Source organism: Actinoplanes sp. NPDC051411 (genome assembly GCF_040682075.1).
Taxonomy (GTDB): Bacteria; Actinomycetota; Actinomycetes; order Mycobacteriales; family Micromonosporaceae; genus Actinoplanes.
The window spans coordinates 20356-40431 of record NZ_JBFBAD010000014.1; the positions used below are offsets into that span (position 1 = coordinate 20356).

The 20076-nt window shown below is 71.3% G+C and carries 22 protein-coding genes and 1 riboswitch; of the genes, 12 read left to right on the forward strand and 10 right to left on the reverse strand.

Features of this window, described 5'->3' with window-relative positions; all coding sequences use genetic code 11:
* Positions 1 to 56 precede the first annotated feature (56 nt).
* The 4 genes from AB0M88_RS10365 to AB0M88_RS10380 all read right to left on the reverse strand — a co-directional run bounded on the left by AB0M88_RS10365 (position 57) and on the right by AB0M88_RS10380 (position 4586).
* Positions 57 to 506 carry a hypothetical protein gene (locus AB0M88_RS10365; protein ID WP_364098488.1) on the reverse strand — a complete coding sequence of 150 codons (450 nt, stop codon included), beginning with the start codon at positions 504 to 506 and terminating at the stop codon, positions 57 to 59.
* A 91-nt stretch (positions 507 to 597) separates the two neighbouring features.
* Positions 598 to 2202, reverse strand: a complete 1605-nt coding sequence (locus tag AB0M88_RS10370; protein ID WP_364098491.1) for a methyl-accepting chemotaxis protein — start codon at positions 2200 to 2202, stop codon at positions 598 to 600.
* Positions 2203 to 2252: 50 nt separating this feature from the next.
* Positions 2253 to 3335: an MFS transporter gene (locus AB0M88_RS10375; protein ID WP_364098494.1), complete on the reverse strand. Its 1083-nt coding sequence runs from the start codon at positions 3333 to 3335 to the stop codon at positions 2253 to 2255.
* A gap of 165 nt (positions 3336 to 3500) precedes the next feature.
* On the reverse strand, positions 3501 to 4586 hold the full coding sequence (locus AB0M88_RS10380) for a DUF2786 domain-containing protein (RefSeq protein WP_364098497.1): 1086 nt from the start codon (positions 4584 to 4586) through the stop codon (positions 3501 to 3503).
* A 112-nt stretch (positions 4587 to 4698) separates the two neighbouring features.
* On the opposite strand from AB0M88_RS10380, the gene AB0M88_RS10385 reads away from it, so the two are divergent.
* Positions 4699 to 5181, forward strand: a complete 483-nt coding sequence (locus AB0M88_RS10385) for an XdhC family protein (protein ID WP_364098500.1) — start codon at positions 4699 to 4701, stop codon at positions 5179 to 5181.
* Between the two features lie 9 nt (positions 5182 to 5190).
* Here the strand turns inward: AB0M88_RS10385 and AB0M88_RS10390 are convergent, their stop codons facing one another.
* The 4 genes from AB0M88_RS10390 to AB0M88_RS10405 all read right to left on the reverse strand — a co-directional run bounded on the left by AB0M88_RS10390 (position 5191) and on the right by AB0M88_RS10405 (position 9685).
* Positions 5191 to 7251, reverse strand: coding sequence for a phosphocholine-specific phospholipase C (locus AB0M88_RS10390; RefSeq protein WP_364098503.1), 2061 nt, complete (start codon positions 7249 to 7251; stop codon positions 5191 to 5193).
* 74 nt (positions 7252 to 7325) lie between these two features.
* Entirely contained in the window at positions 7326 to 8705 is a 1380-nt protein-coding gene (locus AB0M88_RS10395) for a glycine--tRNA ligase (protein WP_364098506.1), read from the reverse strand.
* A 67-nt stretch (positions 8706 to 8772) separates the two neighbouring features.
* Complete coding sequence (locus tag AB0M88_RS10400) at positions 8773 to 9327, reverse strand: hypothetical protein (protein WP_364098509.1); 555 nt, start codon at positions 9325 to 9327, stop codon at positions 8773 to 8775.
* A 16-nt stretch (positions 9328 to 9343) separates the two neighbouring features.
* Positions 9344 to 9685: an antibiotic biosynthesis monooxygenase family protein gene (locus tag AB0M88_RS10405; protein WP_364098512.1), complete on the reverse strand. Its 342-nt coding sequence runs from the start codon at positions 9683 to 9685 to the stop codon at positions 9344 to 9346.
* A gap of 24 nt (positions 9686 to 9709) precedes the next feature.
* On the opposite strand from AB0M88_RS10405, the gene AB0M88_RS10410 reads away from it, so the two are divergent.
* From AB0M88_RS10410 to AB0M88_RS10440, 7 genes are read left to right on the forward strand one after another with little or no spacing between them, the layout of a single operon-like run.
* Positions 9710 to 9964 (forward strand): DUF6703 family protein, encoded by a 255-nt coding sequence (locus AB0M88_RS10410; protein WP_364098515.1) that lies wholly within the window; start codon positions 9710 to 9712, stop codon positions 9962 to 9964.
* A gap of 47 nt (positions 9965 to 10011) precedes the next feature.
* The gene (locus AB0M88_RS10415) at positions 10012 to 10929 is read left to right on the forward strand and encodes a metal ABC transporter substrate-binding protein (RefSeq protein WP_364098517.1); all 918 of its coding nucleotides are present in this window, start codon (positions 10012 to 10014) and stop codon (positions 10927 to 10929) included.
* A complete protein-coding gene (locus AB0M88_RS10420) occupies positions 10920 to 11708 on the forward strand; it encodes a metal ABC transporter ATP-binding protein (protein WP_364098520.1) in 789 nt (262 codons plus the stop codon). Before AB0M88_RS10415 ends, AB0M88_RS10420 begins: the two co-directional genes overlap by 10 nt.
* Entirely contained in the window at positions 11709 to 12578 is an 870-nt protein-coding gene (locus tag AB0M88_RS10425; RefSeq protein ID WP_364098523.1) for a metal ABC transporter permease, read from the forward strand. It begins immediately after the preceding gene.
* 3 nt (positions 12579 to 12581) lie between these two features.
* Positions 12582 to 12887 carry a metalloregulator ArsR/SmtB family transcription factor gene (locus AB0M88_RS10430; protein WP_364098526.1) on the forward strand — a complete coding sequence of 102 codons (306 nt, stop codon included), beginning with the start codon at positions 12582 to 12584 and terminating at the stop codon, positions 12885 to 12887.
* Entirely contained in the window at positions 12884 to 13276 is a 393-nt protein-coding gene (locus AB0M88_RS10435) for a Fur family transcriptional regulator (protein WP_364098529.1), read from the forward strand. The genes AB0M88_RS10430 and AB0M88_RS10435 overlap by 4 nt, the downstream gene beginning before the upstream one ends.
* A 26-nt stretch (positions 13277 to 13302) precedes the next feature.
* Entirely contained in the window at positions 13303 to 13920 is a 618-nt protein-coding gene (locus AB0M88_RS10440; protein WP_364098532.1) for a hypothetical protein, read from the forward strand.
* Here AB0M88_RS10440 and AB0M88_RS10445 read toward each other — a convergent pair.
* A complete protein-coding gene (locus AB0M88_RS10445; protein ID WP_364098535.1) occupies positions 13892 to 14734 on the reverse strand; it encodes an alpha/beta hydrolase in 843 nt (280 codons plus the stop codon). The two genes, AB0M88_RS10440 and AB0M88_RS10445, sit on opposite strands and share 29 nt — an antisense overlap.
* A gap of 64 nt (positions 14735 to 14798) precedes the next feature.
* Positions 14799 to 14908: riboswitch (TPP riboswitch) on the forward strand.
* A 47-nt stretch (positions 14909 to 14955) separates the two neighbouring features.
* Between AB0M88_RS10445 and AB0M88_RS10450 the strand changes: the two genes are divergently transcribed.
* The 4 genes from AB0M88_RS10450 to AB0M88_RS10465 all read left to right on the forward strand — a co-directional run bounded on the left by AB0M88_RS10450 (position 14956) and on the right by AB0M88_RS10465 (position 19047).
* Positions 14956 to 15528: an ECF transporter S component gene (locus AB0M88_RS10450; RefSeq protein WP_364098538.1), complete on the forward strand. Its 573-nt coding sequence runs from the start codon at positions 14956 to 14958 to the stop codon at positions 15526 to 15528.
* Between the two features lies 1 nt (position 15529).
* Positions 15530 to 16969: an ABC transporter ATP-binding protein gene (locus tag AB0M88_RS10455; RefSeq protein ID WP_364098540.1), complete on the forward strand. Its 1440-nt coding sequence runs from the start codon at positions 15530 to 15532 to the stop codon at positions 16967 to 16969.
* 169 nt (positions 16970 to 17138) lie between these two features.
* Entirely contained in the window at positions 17139 to 17942 is an 804-nt protein-coding gene (locus AB0M88_RS10460; RefSeq protein WP_364098543.1) for an energy-coupling factor transporter transmembrane component T, read from the forward strand.
* A 175-nt stretch (positions 17943 to 18117) separates the two neighbouring features.
* Positions 18118 to 19047 (forward strand): 5,10-methylenetetrahydrofolate reductase, encoded by a 930-nt coding sequence (locus tag AB0M88_RS10465; protein WP_364098546.1) that lies wholly within the window; start codon positions 18118 to 18120, stop codon positions 19045 to 19047.
* On the opposite strand, the gene AB0M88_RS10470 is transcribed toward AB0M88_RS10465, so the two are convergent.
* Positions 19044 to 19955, reverse strand: a complete 912-nt coding sequence (locus AB0M88_RS10470) for an aldo/keto reductase (protein ID WP_364098548.1) — start codon at positions 19953 to 19955, stop codon at positions 19044 to 19046. The genes AB0M88_RS10465 and AB0M88_RS10470 overlap by 4 nt on opposite strands.
* Between the last annotated feature and the right edge of the window lie 121 nt (positions 19956 to 20076).

The window sequence follows — 20076 nt, forward strand, 5'->3', positions numbered from 1 at the left end:
GGATCAGCCGACCACGGCCCAAGCCCGCCAGCCGGCCGCCGGACAGCCGTCGCTGATCAGCCGACTGGCGACTGCTGCTGGAGCGCGTCGGCCAGCTGCTGGGCGTTTTTCTTGTCGACGCGGGGGAAGGTGAGGGCGACGCCGTCGCCGTTCGGGCCGAAGGCGAGGCGTACCAGGCTGACCGCGCCCATTTTGACCTCGGCCAGCGCGATCGCCGTGCGGGGCACCTCACCGATCACCCGCTTGCCGGGGCCGCCCATGAAGGTCTGGGACAGGAAGATCATGCGGTGGGTGGTGAGGACGAAGAACTGCTTGCCGCTGCCCGACGCGATCGCCGCGCCCAGCGCCCCACCGGCCTCGACCAGAACGGCCTGCTTGACGACCGCGCCGAAGCGGCTCGAGTTGTACTTGCCGACCATCGCCCGTGCCGCCGCGAGCGGCTGCTCGCCGGGGTGGAGCATGCCCGCGACCTGCTCGAACGCACGGGTCTGAAGCTTTTCCTGCACTGTGACTCCCCGTATCCGAAAATCTGACCGCGTGAAGCTAGCGGGCGACGACATCGACGCACATCGGATTTTCGGCGAGTTTCGGTGAGGGTCAGGTGCGGAACCGTGCGACCTCGCCCCGCAGTCGCGTCGCCACCTGGGTGAGCTCCTCGGCGGTGCGGTGTGCCTCCTCCGAGCCGGCCGATGTCTGCTGGGCGGCGCTCGCCACCCCGGTGATGTTTTCCGCGATCTGCGCCGATCCTGTCGCGGCTTCGCTGATCCCGCGGCTCATCTCGGCCGCGGTCGCCGTCTGCTCCTCGACCGCCGCGGCGATGGTCACCGAGTATTCGCTGATCTTGTTGATGGTGGCGTCGACGCCGGTGATCGCGGTGACCGCCGCCGTGGTGTCCTGCTGGATGGTCTGCACCAGGCGGGCGATCTCCTCGGTCGCCTTGGCGGTCTCCTGGGCCAGGTCCTTGACCTCGCCGGCGACCACCGCGAAGCCTTTGCCGGTCTCCCCGGCCCGGGCCGCCTCGATGGTCGCGTTGAGGGCGAGCAGGTTGGTCTGCTCGGCGATCGAGGTGATCAGGTTGACCACGTTGCCGATCTCGACGCTGCTGGTTCCCAGCTGGGAGATGGTCTGCGACGCGACCCGGGCGCCGCTCACGCCCTCGGTGGAGACGCGGGCGGCCTCGGCCGCGGTGCTGGCGATCTCGTTGATCGCGGTGGTCATCTCCTCGGTGCCCGCGGCTACCGCCTGGACGCTGCCGGAGACCTCTTCGGAGGCCGAGGCGACGTAGTCGGACTGGGTCGAGGTCTCGGTGGCGGCCTGGCCGAGCTGCGCCGACACCTGCGACAGCTGCTCGCCGGCCTCGGCGACGGTATCGGTGTCGGCCATGATCGAGCTGAACGAGGTGCTCAGGCTCTCCAGGGTGGTGTCGACGGCCCGGCCCAGCTCGGCCAGTTCGTCGCGGCCGCGGAGGCCGACCCGGGTGGTGAGGTCCTTCTCGGCGACCCGGCGCATCGTGGCGACGACCTGGGCCAGCGGTCCGGTGATCGTGCGGGTGGCGAGCAACGCCAGGGCGGCCGCCAGCAGTAGGCAGACCACGCCGATCCCGATCATCAGGATGCGGGTGCTCCGGCTGACGCGCTTGAAGTCGGCCGTGGCCGCGGCGGCCTGCGCGGTCGCCTGGTCGACCAGGGCGTCGGCCCCGGTCACGATCTTGCCCATCCAGTCGAGGGACTCGCCCGAGGCGAGGCCGTTGGAGCCGGCGATCGAGGCTTTCGTGCCGGCCCGGTAGCCGGCCACGATCCGCTGGTCGACCTGCATGAACGAGGCGAAGGAACTCTGCAGGGCGGTGATCGTGGTGCGTTCCTGGCCGGTGATCGGGTCGGCCAGCAGGGCGGCCAGGTCGCCTCCGAACGCCGTGGTCGAGGCCAGGAATTCCTTGCGCTGCCCCACGGTGTCGTCGGCCGCGCCGGCCACGCCGCGGAGGAAGTCGAACGCGTACCCGGTCTGCCAGCCGGCGAAGTCGGCGGTCCGGAACTTCGCGGTCTGGGCGTGCGAGCGGATCTGCGCCGCCTGGCCGACCCGGGCGTCGGCGGCGTCCATCCGCGCCTGACCCCACAACCCGATCCCGACGGTGACGACCAGCAGGGCGCCGACCAACCCGAACGCGGCGGCCAGCCGGGCACCAACCCGCAGATTCCTGATCATTAGGTCACGATCGCACGCACCGCCCCACCGGGAAGCCCAGGTCGGAAAGATCAGATGTAGCGGGCGGTGGCGAAGGCGGTCGCGGCCAGCGGCAGGCCGCAGAGGGCGAACAGGGCCGGAAGCGGGGCGTCCAGGGCGAACAGGCCGTAGAGGGCGACCGCGAAGACCTCGCTCAGGAAGCCGCTGATCGACAGGACGGTGGTGCGGGCCCGGCCGGTGATCGCCTCCTGCAGCCGGGTCTCGGTGAGGACCATGGCGAACTGGAGCAGGCCGAAGGCGGCCGAGACCGCGACCATGCCGGGTAGCGAGCGGGTCAGGGCACCGGCCGCGACCAGCGCGGCGGCGAGGGCGAGAAGCGCCGCGAGGCGGCGCCGGGCCAGGGTGGGGAAACGGCCGGCGAGGGCGCTTCCGCCGGCCATCGCGAGGGCGGTCAGGGCAAAAAGCAGGGGTACGACCGTGGTCGCGGCCCCCTTCTCGCGCGACAGCAGCGGCAGGTATTCGTCGAGCGCGGTGAACCCCGGAACCAGGGCCGCGATGAGCACCGCCCAGATCGTGCGCGCATTACGCACCGAAGCGCGCAGGCCGTCGCGCAGAGTGGCGGCGTAACTGTCTTCGCTGCTTTCGGTGACTTCTTCGGGCGTACGAAAAGGGGCGGAAGGCAGGCGAAGCGCGAGCAGCCCACTCAGGGTGACCGTCGCGACGCTGGCGATGCCCACCAGGCGGTAGCCGCCGACGGCATAGACCGGCGCGGCCAGCAGTGTCGCGGCGAGCATGGCGAGGATCCCGGCGGTGCCGGCGCGGCCCATCACCCGGGCATAGTCGGGCGAGCCGAGATGGTCGTAGACCAGCGCCTCGAGGGTGCCCGAGGCGCACGCGCCGCCGACGCCCCAGAGGACGAAGCCCAGCGCGAAGCCCGGATAGGCCGGCCAGATGATCCACAGTGCGTAGCCGGACGCGGTTACCGCCGAACCGACCGCGAAAAGGCCACGCTGCGACCATCGGTCGGCGAGAGCGCCCGAGGGCACCTCGGCGAGGAACGACACGATCGACCAGATCGCGAACAGCGACGAGATCGCGCCGGTGGAGAGCCCGGCGTCGGCGAAGAGCAGAGCGTAGACCGGGTAGAGAAGCACGCCCTCCTGGCAGGCCCGGACGGCGTAGAGAAGGCGGGTTCAGCGTCAAACCGGATGCATGCCCCAATCCTGCCGCACCTGTCAACGCGGTTCGGTCAACGCGGTTCGGTCAACGCGGTTCGGTCAACGCAGTTCGGTCAACGCAGTTCGGTCAACGCAGTTCGGTCAACGCAGTTCGGCCTCGTCGGCGGCGGCCCGCCCCGACTCCCACCCCTCGAGGCTGTCGACACGGCGCCCGCGGGCCCGGACGGTGTTCGGGAACGCCCGGTCCATGACCTCACGAACCTGAAGGTCACGGCCGCGCAGCACGGGCAGCAGGTCGGTGTGCTGCTCGATCTCGTGGCGGGTCGCCTCGGACAGGCGCTCGCCGATCCGCACCGAGTAGGCGACCAGGAAGCTTCGCCGGAACGCCTTGATCCGCGCCTTCCCCTTGGCCGGCTCGTCGCGCACCATCGCCCGGTTGGCCTGCACCAGCAGCGACGTGTAGAGCAACTCGACCGCGTCGATGTCGGCGTCGAACCCGAAGACGGTCGAGAACCCGAACTCGGGCGACCACACGGTGCGGCAGTGATTGGCCCGCGCCACCGCGTCGAGCAGGCCGGCCTTCTCACCCTCGTAGGGGTGATCGACGCCGATGCGCTTTGCGTAGGGCACCACCTCGACCCGGTCACGCGCGGTGAGCGCCTCCTCGATGCTGTGCCGTGCGATCAGCTCCTGCGCCTTGGCCGAGTAGGCCTCGGCCTCGGCCGGAAAATCGGTCGACTCGGCCTTGGCGAGCAAGGCCCGCACCCGATCCAGTACGCGGTCGTCGCCGGTGTTCGCCGCCCGCGCCGACGCGGCCGTCCCCGGCGGCGGGATCAACACCTCGATCGGCGGCAGCCTGCCCAGCTCGAGCAGGAGGTCGAGCTGAGCGTCGAGCAGGTTGAACCGGTCCGAGCTCCGGACCGCTCTGGGCAACTCTTCCGCCTGCGCGAGCCACCGGGGATCGATCAGCCCGGCCGCCTCGGCAGCGTTTGTCGCGGCGTCCGCGACGATGTCGGCCTGAAGCGGATTGCCCCGCCGGGCCACGACACGATGCAGCTCGGCCGGCTGCCAGCCGCCCCGGAAGAGCCGCTCGAAGGCTTCGCCCAGCGCCGCCGCGAGTGCCGCGTCCACGTCACCGGCCGGCGCGACGCTGAGCGCGACCACCCCGTCCTCGAAGGCGATCGCCCCGGCCCGCACCCCGCGAATCGTCTCGGCCGGGCTCACCATGCCGAGAATCCTCCCTCATCGCGCGACACCCGCCGTCCGCGGGCCGCGGCCGGGCGAAAACCTCGCGCCGCGCGACGGTCCCCTAGCGCGGCGCTGTGGCAGAGTCGGCGGCATGAGTGACGACGGGCGGCCGCGGCGGCTGGTGGCGGTGTTCGCGTCGCCGGTGGCCGAGATGCTGTTGCGGTTCGGGATCGAGCTGGGGTTTCAGTCGGTGCTGGTCGAGCCCGACCCGACGAAGCTGATGGGTGCGCCGCGGCCGCACGGTGACCTGTTCGTCCACGACCTGGCGGCGGCCGAGCTGGACGACAGCACCGACGTCGTGCTGACCGATCATCACCGGCCGGAGATCGGGGACGTGCTGAAGGAGGCGCTTGCCTCGCCCGCCCGGTGGATCGGGATCATGGGCAATCCGAAGGTGGATCCGCCGCACGTCGCGGCCCTGCGGGAGCTCGGGGTGGGCGACGACGTGATCGCGCGGGTGCACCGCCCGGTCGGCCTGAACATCGGCAGCCGCACCCCGGCCGAGATCGCCGTGGCGACCCTGGCCGGGTTGATCGCGGACCGGAACGGCCGGCCGGGCGGTTTCTCGTTCTGAGACCGCGGATCAGCCGGAGATGCTGGCCCGGCCGGTCTCGACGTGGCCGGCGAAACGCTGCGCCCACCCGTGATCCGAGCCGGCGCTGACGGTCAGGTCGTACCAGCCGTGGCTCAGGTCGAGCACGTCGACCGTCGCCGTCCGGCTGCCCCGCCCGGCGACCTTGAAGCTCTGCGGGCGGGTGTGGATGTACTGGTTGTGGGCGACCGTGAACGTCACCGCGGTGTGGCCGTCGTTGTGCAGGGTCAGTAGGAGCTTGCCGTCGTGGTAAGACGATTCGACGCGCAGCAGCCGGCCGGCCGAAACGGTGTCGCCGAGGAAGCGGCGCAGGAAGCGGTTCGGCCCGACCACGGTCAGGTCGTAGCGGGTGCCCTGGACCGGGCCGGTCGCGGTCGCCGCCTGGCCGGCCGCCACGGTGTACTGGCCCGGGAACGCGGCCGGATACTGCGACAGCGCCGGCGCCGCGGCCAGGTTGTCGTAGACCGCGAAGTGGCTGGCCCGGGCGACGAACGGCGCGACGTTGCTGAGTGCCAGCTGGGCGGCGCCGCCGGCGAAGCCGGTCAGGTACGCGTTGGGCTGGAACGGCAGCGGCCGCGCCTTCCGCGTGCCCGGTTCCTGGGCCGGCATCTTCGAGTCGGCCGGCTGCGGGTTGTACTGCATCTCGGGAATCAGGGGGCCGGTCGACGGCAGCTTGGGCAGGCCGTACACCGGGGAAGCGAAATCGAACGCGGCCGTGAGGTCGCCGCAGACCTTGCGCCGCCAGGCGCTGATGTTGGGCGAGACGGCCGGGGTGCCGATCGCGCTCGTCCACTTCTCCAGGAACTGGATCACCGAGGTGTGGTCGGCGACCTCCGAGGTCACCCAGCCGCCGCGGGTCCACGGGGAGATCAGGATGAGCGGGACCCGGAAGCCGAGGCCGACCGGCAGGCCCGCCACGAACTCGTCCGCCTCGCCCGGCGCGGGCACCGGCGGCGGGACGTGGTCGAACTGGCCGTCGTTCTCGTCGTAGTTGATGATGACGAGCGTCGAGTTGAAGACGTCCGGGTCGGCGGCGAGCGCGTCGAGGACGCCGCGCAGGAAGTACGCCCCGTTGCTCGGCGCGGTGACCGGGTGCTCGGAGAAGAACTGGTTGTTGACGACCCAGCTGACCTTGGGCAGCGTGCCGCCGAGCACGTCCTTCTTGATCGCCGCCGCCAGGTTGTCGGCGTTGCCGGACAGCCCGGTGACCGGCTCGGGCACGTTGGCCACGCCGTTGTCGTAGAAGGGGTTGCCGGGCGCGGCCGTCCCGCCCTGGGCCGGGTCGAGCTTGGCGAACGTGTCGAAGTATTCGACGCCGTTGTCGCCGTAGTCGTCGGCGCACTGGTAGACCCGCCAGCTGACGCCCGACTCCTGCAGCGTCTCGGCGTACGACTTCCAGGGCAGGAACCGGCCCAGTTCGTCGCCGCCCGAGTAGGCGACGTAGTCGCCGTGACGCTGGTCGGCGTTGATCGTGCCGCTCCACAGGTAGGTGCGGTTCGGCCCGGTCGCGCTGATCACCGAGCAGTGGTACGCGTCGCCGATCGTGTACGCCTCGGCCAGCGCGTAGTGGAACTGCAGGTCGCGCCGGTCGAGGAAGCCGAGCGTGGTCGGGCCGCCCTTGGCCGCGTACCAGCCGTTCATCAGGCCGCCGTACCAGGCCGCGTGCTGGTCCTCCCAGCCGTGCGAGGTGCCGCCGTAGTTGGCCGCGCCCGCTTCCGGCGAGGGCGGGGTCGCACCGTTCCACGTCCTGGCGCCGCTGAGGCGCCACGGGAACTGGGTCTTGGAACCGGCCGGCTGCTCCCACACGTCCCTGCCACCGGGCAGCTGGATGGTGGAGCGGTCGCCGAAGCCGCGCACGCCGCGGAGCGAGCCGAAGTAGTGGTCGAAGCTGCGGTTCTCCTGCATGATCACGACGACGTGCTTGATGTCGCGGATGTCGCCGTGCGGCTTCTTCGACGGAGCGGCGTCGGCCGCGGAGGGCAGACCGACCGCGGCCGCGCCGGTCACCGCCGCGGCGGTGCCGAGGAACTTTCTGCGGGACAGTTCAGGCATGGCGCCGACGCTCGTCCAGCCACGTTGCGTCAAAGAGAAGGCGGGCTCATCAATGCGTGAACCCGCCTCAACCGTCAGCAGCCAGGCAAGCGGGAAAGCAGGTACGACTCGATCTGGTCGAGCGACACCCGCTCCTGCTTCATCGTGTCGCGGTCGCGCACGGTGACCGCGTTGTCGGTCAGCGTGTCGAAGTCGACGGTGACGCAGAACGGCGTGCCGATCTCGTCCTGCCGGCGGTAGCGCCGGCCGATCGCCTGCGAGTCGTCGAACTCGACGATCCAGCGCTTGCGGAGGTTGGCCGCCAGCTCGCGGGCCTTCGGCGACAGCTCCGGGTTGCGTGAGAGCGGCAGCACCGCGACCTTGACCGGGGCCAGCCGCGGGTCGAACCGCATGACCGTGCGCTTGTCGACGCCGCCCTTGGTGTTGGGGGCCTCGTCCTCGTCGTAGGCCTCGAGGAGGAACGCCAGCACGGCCCGGGTGAGGCCGGCCGCGGGCTCGATCACGTACGGCACCCAGCGTTCCTGCTTTTCCTGGTCGAAGTACGACAGGTCGACGCCGGACTGCTTGGAGTGGGTGCTCAGGTCGTAGTTGGTGCGGTTGGCGATGCCCTCCAGCTCGGCGAACTCGGTGCCGCCGAACATGAAGCGGTATTCGATGTCGACCGTGCGCGAGGAGTAGAACGACCGCTTCTCCGCCGGGTGCTCGAAGAACCGCAGGTTGGACTCCGAGAGGCCGAGGTCGCGGTACCAGTTCCAGCGCTCCTGCAGCCAGTACTCGTGCCACTTCTCGTCGGTGCCCGGCTCGACGAAGAACTCCATCTCCATCTGCTCGAACTCGCGCGTGCGGAAGATGAAGTTGCCCGGCGTGATCTCGTTGCGGAAGCTCTTGCCGACCTGGGCGATGCCGAACGGCGGCTTCTTGCGGGCCGCGGTCGCGACGTTGTTGTAGTTGATGAAGATGCCCTGGGCGGTCTCGGGCCGCAGGTAATGCAGGCCTTCGGCGCTGTCGGTCGGGCCCAGGTAGGTCTTCATCAGCCCGTTGAAGTTCTTCGGCTCGGTGAACGTGCCCTTGTTGCCGCAGTTGGGGCAGTTGAGCTCCTGCAGCGAGGACGGCGGCGAGCCGTGCTTCGCCTCGTAAGCCTCTTCGAGGTGGTCGGCCCGGAAGCGCTTGTGGCAGGACTGGCACTCGGTCAGCGGGTCGGTGAACGCGTCGACGTGGCCGGAGGCGACCCACACGTCACGGGCCAGGATGACGGCGGAGTCGAGGCCGACGATGTCGTCTCGCTGCTGCACCATCGTGCGCCACCACTGCCGGCGGACGTTCTCCTTCAGCTCCACGCCCAGCGGACCGTAGTCCCAGGCCGAGCGGGTGCCTCCGTAGATCTCGCTGGAGGGGAAGACGAAGCCACGGCGCTTGGCCAGGCTGACAACCGAATCGATACGGTCGGCGGGCATGTTCCTCCTACGCCGGCTGGATGCCGGCGGGGACATAGGAAAAGCGTGATCAGGACAAACAGCGAGATTACTCCCCGAGGTCGCACACCTCGAAAGCGCCCGTGCTCTGGTTTTGCCCCAGGTACGCCAGCAGCTGACCGGTGTCGCCGGTGTCGTAGGTCGCGTCGACCGGCACCGCGAAATTGATCAGGTCGAGTTTTTCCAGGCGGTAGCCGACGATCGGCTCCATGCCGGACACCCGCACCCGGTATTCGGCCGGGGACTCCTGCTGCTTGGCCTCGGCGCACAACTGCTCATATGCCTTGTCATAGCGCTGGGCGACCAGGGCGTCCAGGTAGGCCGAGACGACCTTGTGGGTCTGCTCCTGCAGCGCGCTCTGGGCCGAGGTGGCCAGGCCGAAGACCGCGGCCGCGCCGCCGCCGCAGATCAGCAGCAGCACGGCGGCCCCGATGCCCAGAGTCCACCCGATGCGCTTGCCCTTGCCCTCGACCGGCGGGGCCGGGAAGGGCGGCTGCACGCCGGGGCCCGGCGGGGGCGGCGGCACGGCCGGCGTGGCGCTCGGGTAGGGCTGGTAGCCCGGGTGCGGCTGGTAGCCCTGGTATGTGGGTGGCGCCGAGGTCATGCGCACAGCCTAGTTGTCAGCGCCACGGTTCGGCGGCCCGGTCGCTGGCCGTCACGACGACCTCGCCGCCGGGTTCGGCGGCGGCGAGCGTCTCGTACGCCGAGGGCTCGTCGATCGATTCCGAGAGCAGTGGAGTGGCCTGCACCTTGACGTCGAATCCGCCCAGGGCGCGCCGGTAGGCTCCGACCGACTCCCACTCGGTGACCAGCGTCCAGTAGGTGGGGTCGTCGAGCGCGCGGGTGAGCCGGCCGGAGAGATAACCGGGGCGTTCGGCCAGGGCGGCAAGCGCGGCATGGGCCCGCGTGACGAAGCCGTCCTGCGTTTCCGGTGTGACGACGAAGCGGTTGAGCACGAGCATGCTGATGAGCTTAAGGAGTGCCGCGTGGCCCCCAGCGACGACCTCTTGCACCGGCTTTCCCGGGTCCCTCCGGCCCGCGCGTTCCTGGGCGCGCTCGCGCTCATGCTGCTGGGCCTGTTTCTGCCCGGCATCGTCGGCGCGGCCGTGCTCGGCGTGCTCGCCGCGGCGTTGATCGCGCTGACCGTGGCCACGTGGCCGGTTCAGCCGGCGCGGATCCGGGCGGTGCGGATGATCCTGCTCGGCGTGCTGGTCCTGCTCCTCATCAGCAAGGTGCTGTGACTCATGCGATTTTGACAATCATTGTCATTATCGGCAAGAGTAGTGATATGCCGATCCGAGTGCTCGCCGCCGCCCTGGCCGTCCTGGCCCTGGCCGGCTGCACCGCGCGAGCGTCGGCGGCCGGCGTCCTGAATGTCGTCACCGCCTTCTACCCGCTCGAGTTCCTCAGCGAGCGCATCGGCGGCCCCGGCGTGCACGTCACCGACCTCACCAAGCCGGGCGCCGAGCCGCACGACGTCGAGCTCAACCCGCGCCAGGTCGGCACCATCGCCGACGCCGGCGTCGTGGCCTACCTGCGAGGTTTCCAGCCCGCGGTCGACGACGCGGTGGCCCAGGAGGCGAAGGGCCGCGCGTTCGACGCCTCCCAGGTGGTGCCGCTGCTCCCGCTGGCCGACGGCACCGACGGCAAGCCCGAGCCGGGCGCCGACCACCCCGAGACCGCCGGCGGCGGCATGGACCCGCACGTCTGGCTCGACCCGGTCCGCTTCGCGACCATCGCCGACCGGCTCGGCGCCCGCTTCGCCCAGGCCGACCCGGCCCACGCCGCCGGCTACACCGCCCGGGCCGCCCAGGTGCACGGCGAACTCGACGCGCTCAACACCGAAATGGCCGCCGGCCTGCGCCAGTGCACCCGGCACGAGATCGTCACCAGCCACAGCGCCTTCAACTACCTGGCCACCCGCTACGGTCTCACCCAGATCGGCATCACCGGCATCTCGCCCGAGGCCGAGCCGTCCCCGCGCCGGATGGGCCGCATCGCCGCCCAGGCCAGGGCCACCGGCACCACCACGATCTTCTTCGAGACCCTGGTCAGCCCCAAGGTCGCCGAAACCGTCGCCCGCGAGGTGGGCGCCCGCACCGCCGTGCTCGACCCGCTCGAGGGACTGACCGAGCGCGGCGCCGACTACTTCTCCGTCATGCGCGACAACCTGGCCACACTGCGTACCGCCCTGGGGTGCTCATGAGCGTCGTCAACGTCAGCCATCTCGCCGCCGGCTACGAGGGCCGGGAGGTGCTGCACGACATCACCCTGCGCGTGCACCCCGGCGAGGTGGTCGCGATCCTCGGGGCCAACGGCTCCGGCAAGTCGACCCTGATCCGCACGGTGCTCGGCCTGGTGCCGATCGGCCGCGGCGACATCGAACTGTTCGGCACCGGCCTGCGCCGGTTCAAGCAGTGGGCCCGGGTCGGTTACGTGCCGCAGCGCCTGGGGGCCGGCGGCGGCGTACCGGCCACGGTCGGCGAGGTGGTGGCCTCGGGCCGGCTGGCCCGCAGGGGAATCTTCCGGCCGCCGGGAGCGGCCGACAAGACCGCCGTACGCGAGGCGCTGACCGACGTCGGCCTGCTCGACCGCATCAACGATCCCGTCTCGACGCTGTCCGGCGGGCAGCAGCAGCGCACGCTGATCGCCCGGGCCCTGGCCGGCCGGCCCGACCTGCTCGTGCTCGACGAGCCGACCGCCGGGGTCGACGCGGCCAGCCAGGAGGCGTTCGCCGCCGCGCTGGGCCGGTTCCAGGCCGGCGGCGGCACGATCCTGCTGGTCGCGCACGAACTGGGCCCGCTCCAGCCGCTGATCGACCGGGCCGTCGTGGTGCACGACGGCCGCATCGCCTACGAGGGGCCCGCGCCCGAACCGGCCGGCCACCACGCCATGCCCGGCCACGACCACGTTCATCCGCACGCCGACAACGTCAAGGCCGGCATCTGCGAGTGGGCACCGACCGACCGGATGGCGGCCGGCTGAATGGACCTCTTCGAGTACGACTTCATGCTCCGCGCCCTGGCCGGCGCGCTGATCATCGGCCTGGCCGCGCCCTCGCTCGGGGTCTACCTGGTGCAGCGCCGGCTCTCTCTGATCGGCGACGGCATCGGCCACGTGGCGCTGACCGGCGTCGGCATCGGCCTGCTGCTGCACCGCTCGCCGGTGATCGCGGCGGTGATCGTCTCGGTGATCGGGGCGGTCGGCGTCGAGCTGATCCGGCAGCGCGGCCGCACCTCGGGCGACCTGGCGCTGGCGCTGCTCTTCTACGGCGGCATCGCGGGCGGCGTGGTGCTGGTCGGGTTGTCCAACGACTCCAGCAACGCCAACCTCATGCAGTACCTGTTCGGTTCGCTGGTCACGACGTCGCCGCAGGACATCGTGGTCATCGGCGTCCTCGGGGTGCTCGTGCTGGCCGCGATGACGGTGTTCCGGCCGGCCCTGTTCGCGGTCTGCAACGACGAGGAATACGCGCGGGTGAGCGGCCTCCCCGTGCGTACGCTCAATCTGCTGATGGCCGTGACCGCCGCGGTGACCGTGACCATCGCGATGCGGACCGTAGGTCTGCTCCTGGTCTCCGCCCTGATGGTGGTGCCGGTGGCCGCCGCGCAGCAGGTCACCCGCGGTTTCCTCAGCACCATGACGGCGGCCATGGTGATCGGCTTCGGAGCGGCCGGCTCCGGCGTGGTGGTGTCGGCCGAGATCGACACCGCGCCCGGCGCCACCACGGTGATCCTGGCCCTGGCCGTCTTCGTGGCGATCTCGGTCGGCTCGGTGACCTGGCGGATGCTGCGGCGGCGCGGCAACCCGCACCATGAGGTGGAACCGCCCGATGTGGTCCTGCAGAAGGTCTGAGCGATGACGACGACAACGGGTTACGAGGCGTACGAGTCGGCCGGCGAGCTGTTGCGCGCCCTGTCGGCACCGATCCGGGTCGCCATCGTCGCCGAGCTGGGTCTCGGCGAACGCTGTGTGCACGAACTGGTCGAGAAGCTGGGCGCCCCGCAGCCCCTGGTGTCGCAACACCTTCGGGTGCTGCGCGGCGCCGGGGTGGTGCGAGGTGCGCGCCGGGGCCGGGAGATCGCATACTCGCTGGTGGACGACCACGTCGCCCACATCGTCGCCGACGCGGTCAGCCACGCGAGGGAGGTAGTACGCCAATGAGCGGGGAACGCAACACCAAACAGCGCAGCGCCGTGAGCGCCGCCCTGGCCGACACCGAGGGGTTCAACAGTGCCCAGGAGCTGCACGCCAAGCTCCGTGAGCGGGGCGAACGGGTCGGCCTGACCACGGTCTATCGCACCCTGCAGGGCCTGGCCGAGGCGGGCGAGATCGACGTGATGCGCCCGCCCGGCGGCGAGCACCTCTACCGCCGTTGCAGCCAGAGCCACCATCACCACCTGGTCTGCCGGGCCTGCGGCAACGCGGTCGAGGTGGAGGGGCCGGCGGTCGAGTCGTGGGCCGACCGGGTCGCCGCCCAGCACGGCTTCGTCGACGTCTCCCACACCATGGAGATCTTCGGAACCTGCCCGGACTGCGCGGGCAAGCGCTAGTTCGCTCCCCATGGGACGCTGACTCGGTGAAGCTCTATGCCGACCGCGTCCCCACCGCCCTCCGCCAGCTGATCACCGATCTCGTGGTCGTCGTCTGGGTCTATCTCTGGATTCGCGCCGGCCTCTGGGTTCACGACATGGTCCAGAAACTCGGCGTGCCCGGCGAAAAGCTGCAGAGCGCCGGCACCGGCCTGGCCGACAACCTCAACGACGCCGGCGGCAAGGTCGGCCGGGTGCCGCTGGTCGGCGATCAGCTGGTCAAGCCGTTCAAAGGCGCGGCCGACGCGGCCCGTTCGCTGGCCGACGCCGGGCAGCAGCAACAGCAGATCGTCGGCCGGATGTCGGTGATCGTGGCGCTGGCCGCGGTCGCCGTGCCGCTGGCGCTGGTGCTGTTCCTCTGGCTGCCGCTGCGCCTGCGCTGGATCCGCCGGGCCGGGGTGGCGACGAGCGTGCGGGATGCCCCGGCCGGCCGCGACCTGCTCGCCCTGCGCGCGCTGGCCGGCCAGCCGCTCGACCAGCTGGCCCGGCTCGGCCCCGACATCGCGCAGAGCTGGCGCAACGGCGACCCGGAGGCGGTCGACGCGCTGGCCGCTCTCGAGCTGCGGCGCCTCGGTCTCAAGCCCGCCCGGTCACTCGCCGGATGATCGCGTCGGCGGTCGCCTTCGGGGCCTGCTCGGGCACCCAGTGTCCGATGTCGCGCATCGCGACCAACTGATAGTCGGCCTGCACCCAGTCGGCGGTCCGGAGAGCGGCGGTGATCCGGAAGACCGGGTCGTGGTCGCTCCAGACGTAGGTCGTCGGCACCGTGATCACGCCCATGCCCTTCAGGGCCTTGGGGCTGAGCGCCCGATACCAGTTCAGCCCGCCGGTCAGCCGGCCCGGCTCGCGCATCGCGTCGGCGTAGAGCGCCGCCCGCTCCCCGATCGCGCTCATCATGACCTTGAGCAGGGCGCCACCGCCCGCCAGCAGCAGCCGTTCGGCCCCCGGCGACCGGAAGAAGGCCTGGTAGACGAAGCGGGCGCGCTGGGTCGGGCGTACGCGAAGAGCGAGACCGAGCGCGCGAGGGTGGGGCACCGAGATCGCGGTCAGCGAGCGCACGCGCTCCGGGTGCTGCCCGGCCACCAGCCACGCCACCTGCGCACCCCAGTCGTGCCCGGCCAGGTGGGCCGATTCGAGGCCGAGCGCCTCGATCACGGCGACCGCGTCGGCGGTCGGCTCGGCCAGGCGGTAGTCACCCACCGCCGCCGGGCGCGCGCCGGGCGAATACCCGCGCTGATCGAGGGCGTACGTGCGGAGACCGGCCGCGTGCAGCCGGGGCAGGACCGGGTCGAACTCGCGGTGGTCCTGCGGGAAGCCGTGCAGCAGCAGGACCGGCTGCCCGTCGGCCGGGCCGCCCTCGAAGACGTCGAAGGTCAGCCCGCGCGCCTTGATCTCCCGGCGCGTCGTCGCCACCCGCATGTGATCACTCCCTCGCTGTCCCAACACGTCAGACGGTGTTAGCGTCATCGAAACTAATGCAATTGCAATCCGACAGGGGAGCGCACAGCGCTGAGAGTGCGAGCCGACAAGGCCCGCAGACCCTCGAACCTGATCTGGGTAATGCCAGCGCAGGAAGTTCGGTCATTCTCCGTTTCTCAAGAAGCGTGCGTCTCCTCCCGGTACCCGCTGGGAGGCGAACTATGAACAACCGTTGGCGAACCATCGACATCGTGATCGCGTCGATCATCGCGGTCGCGTTCGGCGTCATCTTCTGGGCCTGGAACCTGCTGTGGAACGGCCCGGCCGACGCCATCCCCCTACCCGGACGGGCCGCCATCTACGGGATGTGGCTCGTGCCGGCCGTCCTCGGCGCGCTGATCGTCCGCAAGCCGGGCGCCGCGTTCTACACCCTCACCCTGGCCTCGCTGGTCTCGGTCGCGATCGGCACGAGCTGGGGCTGGACCATCGCCGTGCAGGGCCCGCTCGAGTCCCTGGGCGGTGAGCTGGCGTTCGCGCTGTTCCTCTACAAGGCGTGGCGGCTCCCGGTCGCGCTGCTCGCGGGCGTGCTGGCCGGGCTGGTCGCCTCGATCTACGACGCGTTCGTCTGGTACCCGGACACGTCGTGGGCGAACATGCGGATCCCGTACATCCTGATCACCGCGGCGTCGTCGCTGGTGGTCGCCGGCCTGGGCAGCGTCGCCCTGGTCAAGGCACTCGCGCAGACCGGCGTCCTGGACCGCTTCGCGGCGGGCCGGGAGCGGGCGCTGGTCTGAGATGAGCGAGGTCGTACTTCGCGGGTTCGGGTGGCGGCACGCCGGCCGCCGGGCCTGGGCGATCCGCGACGTCGACCTGGAAATCGCGCACGGCGAGCGGGTGCTGCTGCTCGGGCCCTCCGGGGCCGGCAAGAGCACCCTGCTCGCCGCGCTGGCCGGCCTGCTGCCCGACGACTCCGGCGAATCGGAAGGAACGGTCGAGGTCGACGGCCTCGACCCGCGCAAGGCCCGCGAACGCGTCGGCATCCTCTTCCAGGACCCGCAGACCCAGCTGGTGATGGCCCGCAGCGGCGACGACGTCGCGTTCGGCCTGGAGAACCGGGGAGTCCGCGAGGCCGACATCTGGCCCCGGGTCAGCGACGCCCTCGACCGCGTCGGCTTCCCGTACCCGATCAACCGGCCGACCGCCGCCCTCTCCGGCGGCGAGGCGCAGCGCCTGGCGCTGGCCGGGGTGCTGGCGATGCGCCCCGGCCTGCTGCTGCTCGACGAGCCGACGGCCAACCTCGACCCGGCGGGCGCCTCGCTGGTGCGGGAGGCGATCGGCCGCGCGGTCGGCTCCGGCTCCACGTCGATCATCGTCGAGCACCGGGTCGCCGAGGCGTTGCCGCTGGTCGACCGGGTGGTGGTGCTGTCGCCCGGAGGCGGGATCCGCGCCGACGGCGCGCCCGAGGTGGTCTTCGCCGCCTACGGCGACCAGTTGGCCGAGGCGGGCGTCTGGGTGCCGGGATTCACGTTCCCGCCGGTCAAGGCCGCCGCGGCGGCGGGCGCTCCTCTGGTACGCGCGGACGAGTTGACAGTCGCCCAGCGGCTGTCCGCGGTGTCGCTCTCGACCTCGTCCGGGGAGGTCCTGGCGGTGACCGGCCCGAACGGCGCCGGCAAGTCGACTCTGGCCCTGGCGCTGGGCGGCCTGCTGGCCCCTTCCGGCGGGGCCGTTTCCGCTTTCGGCGACCCGCGGCCGCCCCACAAGTGGCGGGCGACCACGCTGACCGGCCGCATCGGTTCGGTCTTCCAGAACCCCGAGCACCAGTTCGTCACCACCCGCGTCGCCGACGAGCTGGCGCTGGGCCCCCGCCGCCTGGGCCACTCGGCGGCGGCGGTGGCGGCCACGGTGGACACCCTGCTGTCCCGCCTGCATTTGACCCGGCTGGCGGCCGCCAACCCGTACACGTTGTCGGGCGGCGAGGCCCGCCGGCTGAGCGTGGCGACCGCGCTGGCCACCGCCCCGCGCCTGCTGATCCTCGACGAGCCGACCTTCGGCCAGGACCGCCGCACCTGGATCGAACTGGTCACTCTCCTGGCCGCCCTCCGCGACGAGGGCCACGCCGTGATCGCCGTCACCCACGACGACGCCTTCGTCCAGACCCTCGCCGACCGCACCCTCGCCCTGGGCGTCCCGCGCCTGCCCGACCACGCGCCACTCCCCCACCGGCGACGCCCATGATCCGGCCGACCTCCGCTACCGAGGGCCGCACCGCCGGGTGGGTGTCCGGCCGAGGCGCCGAACCCACGCCGGGACGCCACTGTGGCGTGCGAGTCGCGCACGCCGGGCGCCGCGCGTGCGGGTGGCGCGCGGTGGCGCGTACCGCCGCGGCCGCGCGAAAGGCGCGGCCGTGAGTTTCGCCGTGCAGCAGATCGCCGACCCGGCGGCGCCCTTGGCCCGCCGCAACCCGGTCGCCAAGCTGGGCGCCGCGCTGCTCTTCTCGCTGCCGCTGATCGCCACGCTCGACCCGCTGACGCCCGCGCTCGGCCTGCTGGTCGAGCTGGCGCTGCTGCCGTTCTTCGGGCTCCGCTACGGCGCCCTGCTGCGCCGCGCCTGGCCCCTGACCCTGGCCGCGGCCGGGATCCTGGTCACGATGGTGCTGTTCTCGGCCGACCGCTCGGGCCGGCTCCTGGTCGAGCTGGGCCCGTTCGACGTCACCACCGGCGTGCTGGTCGTCACCCTCGGCCTGATTCTGCGGATCTTCGCGGTCGCCCTGCCCGGCGTGATCGTCTTCGCCACCACCGACCCGACCGACCTGGCCGACGCCCTGGTGCAGAACGCCCGGGCCCCGGCCCGCTTCGCGATCGGCGCGCTGGCCGCCTTCCGCCTGCTCCCCCTGCTCGGCGAGGAGTGGCAGATGCTCACCCTGGCCCGCCGGGCCCGCGGCGTCGACGCCGGCCGCAACCCGCTCGCCCGCCTGAGGCTCTTCGTCTCGACCGCGTTCGCCCTGCTGGTCGGCGCCCTGCGCCGCGGCACCCGCCTGGCCGTGGCGATGGACGCCCGCGGCTTCGACTCGGGCACCCCGCGCACCTTCGCCCGCCGCCAGCACTTCACGGCCGGCGACACCGCCCTGCTGATCGGCGCCGTCGCCCTGGCCGCGGCCGCCCTCACGACCGCGATCGCCCTCGGCTTCTTCCACCCCGTCATCGGCTGAGCGGGTTCAACCGTCCGGGTATGACAAGAAACGGCCAGGCAGATGTCGATCTAGCCCTTCCTGCCGTCTTTCCGGCCCTGACGTCGGCTTTTGCTCTCGGCCGGTCAGACCTTTTACTTTGACCGCGGAGAAACTTGGACTGAGAAGTCGGCCGTCTCATCGTAGGGTGTGCCCCGTGGAACGCCCCCCTCTGCAAAAGATGCTCGCCGATGCCCAGGGCGGGATGCTGCTTTTCGGCATCACGCCCCCTCGACGCAGCGCGACGCCCGAGCGGATCAGGGAGATCGCCGAGGTGACTCTCGGCCGGTTGTCCCAGCTCGACCTCGACGGCCTGATCCTCTATGACATCGACGACGAGTCCGACCGCAACCCGCAGGAGCGCCCGTTCCCCTACCTGCCGACGATGGACCCGGCCGCATTCCACACCGACTACCTCGGCGAGTGGGACCGCGCGGTGGTGGTCTACCGCTGCGTCGGCAAATACGCCGAGGAGGAGCTGCGGGCCTGGCTCGACGACGCCGACACCGACCGCGTGCTCGGCGTCTTCGTCGGCGCCTCCTCGGGCGGCAAGCCGGTCCGCACCGATCTGCGCCGGGCCCAGGCCCTGCGCGACGAGGTGCGGCCCGACCTGCCGCTCGGCGCCGTCGTGATCGGCGAGCGGCACGCCCGCAGCGGCGACGAGCACCTGCGCATGCTGACCAAACAGGAGCGTGGCTGCACGTTCTTCATCTCGCAGGTCATCTACGACCTCAACGAGACGAAGAACCTGGTCTCCGACTACTTCTACGCCTGCCAGGAGCGCGGCGTCGCACCCCGTCCGATCATCTTTACGCTGTCGTTGTGCGGGTCGGCCAAGACGCTCGAGTTCCTCCAGTGGCTCGGCGTCGACGTGCCGGGCTGGCTGGAGAACGAGTTGCGCCACTCGGCCGACCCGCTCGCCGACTCCTATCGTGAGTGCCTGGCGATGGCCCGCGACCTGCAGGCGTTCTGCGAGAGTCTGGGCCTGCCGCACGGCTTCCACGTGGAGAGCGTGTCGATCCGCAAGGCCGAGATCGAGGCGGCGACCCGGCTGGCCGGTGATCTGGCGTCAATCCTGCGGGCCTAGCGGAAGCCCCGCGGGGACAGACGGGCCAGATCGTCCCGCCCGAGCCGGAGCGCACCGGCCGCGACGTTCTCCTCCAGATGCTCGACGCTGCCCGTGCCCGGGATCGCGAGAACGTTGCGTCCCTGGTGGAGCGTCCACGCCAGGCGTACCTGATGGGGGGTGACCCCATGGTCAGCCGCCACCTTCCGCACCGCCTCGTCGTGGTTTTCGCCGGCCCCGTCCTCCCGGCCCGGGCCGGCGATCGCGAAGAACGGCACGAACGCGATGCCGCGGTCGGCGCACGCCTGCACCAGGTCGTCGTCGCGCCGGATGTCGATCGCATAGCTGTTCTGCACGCAGACGACCGGCGCGATCGCGGTCGCCTCCAGCACGTGGTCGAGACGCACGTTGGAGAGTCCGAGATGCCGGATCAGCCCCTCGTCGCGCATGGCGGCGAGCGCGGCGAACCGCTCGGCGACCGAGTCGTGCCCCGGCCTTTTCACGATGCGCAAGTTGACCACGTCGAGCCGGTCGACCCTGAGCCGGCGCAGATTCTCCTCGACCTGCCGGCGCAGCTGGGCCGGCGTCACCGCCGCCTCCCATTCGCCGGTCGGACTCACGCCCGGCCCGACCTTGGTGGCGATCAGCAACTCTTTCGGATACGGCCAGAGCGCCTCCCGGATGAGCTCGGTCGCGTAGCGTGCCTGCTCGCCGGCCTGACCAGCGAGGATGCCGCCCGGCGACCGGTAGAAGGCGGCGGTGTCGATGTGATCGACTCCGAGCTCGACGGCCCGCCGCAGGACCCGGACGGCGACGGCCGGGTCGGGGTTGACGGTGAGCCGCATCGAGCCGAAGCCCATGCGATGGATGGTCTGGCCGCCGAGCTTCCAGGTCCCGGCGGCTGCGGCAGTGATCCCCTCGTTAATCACCCGCGCCAAGCTAGTAGCGCCGCGCATCCCGCGCACTCCCCCGGCCGCCCGATTCCGATTTGGCCGGATCGCTGTTAAGTTGTTTATTGTCGGCGGAATAACGCGCATGGGCACCCTTGTG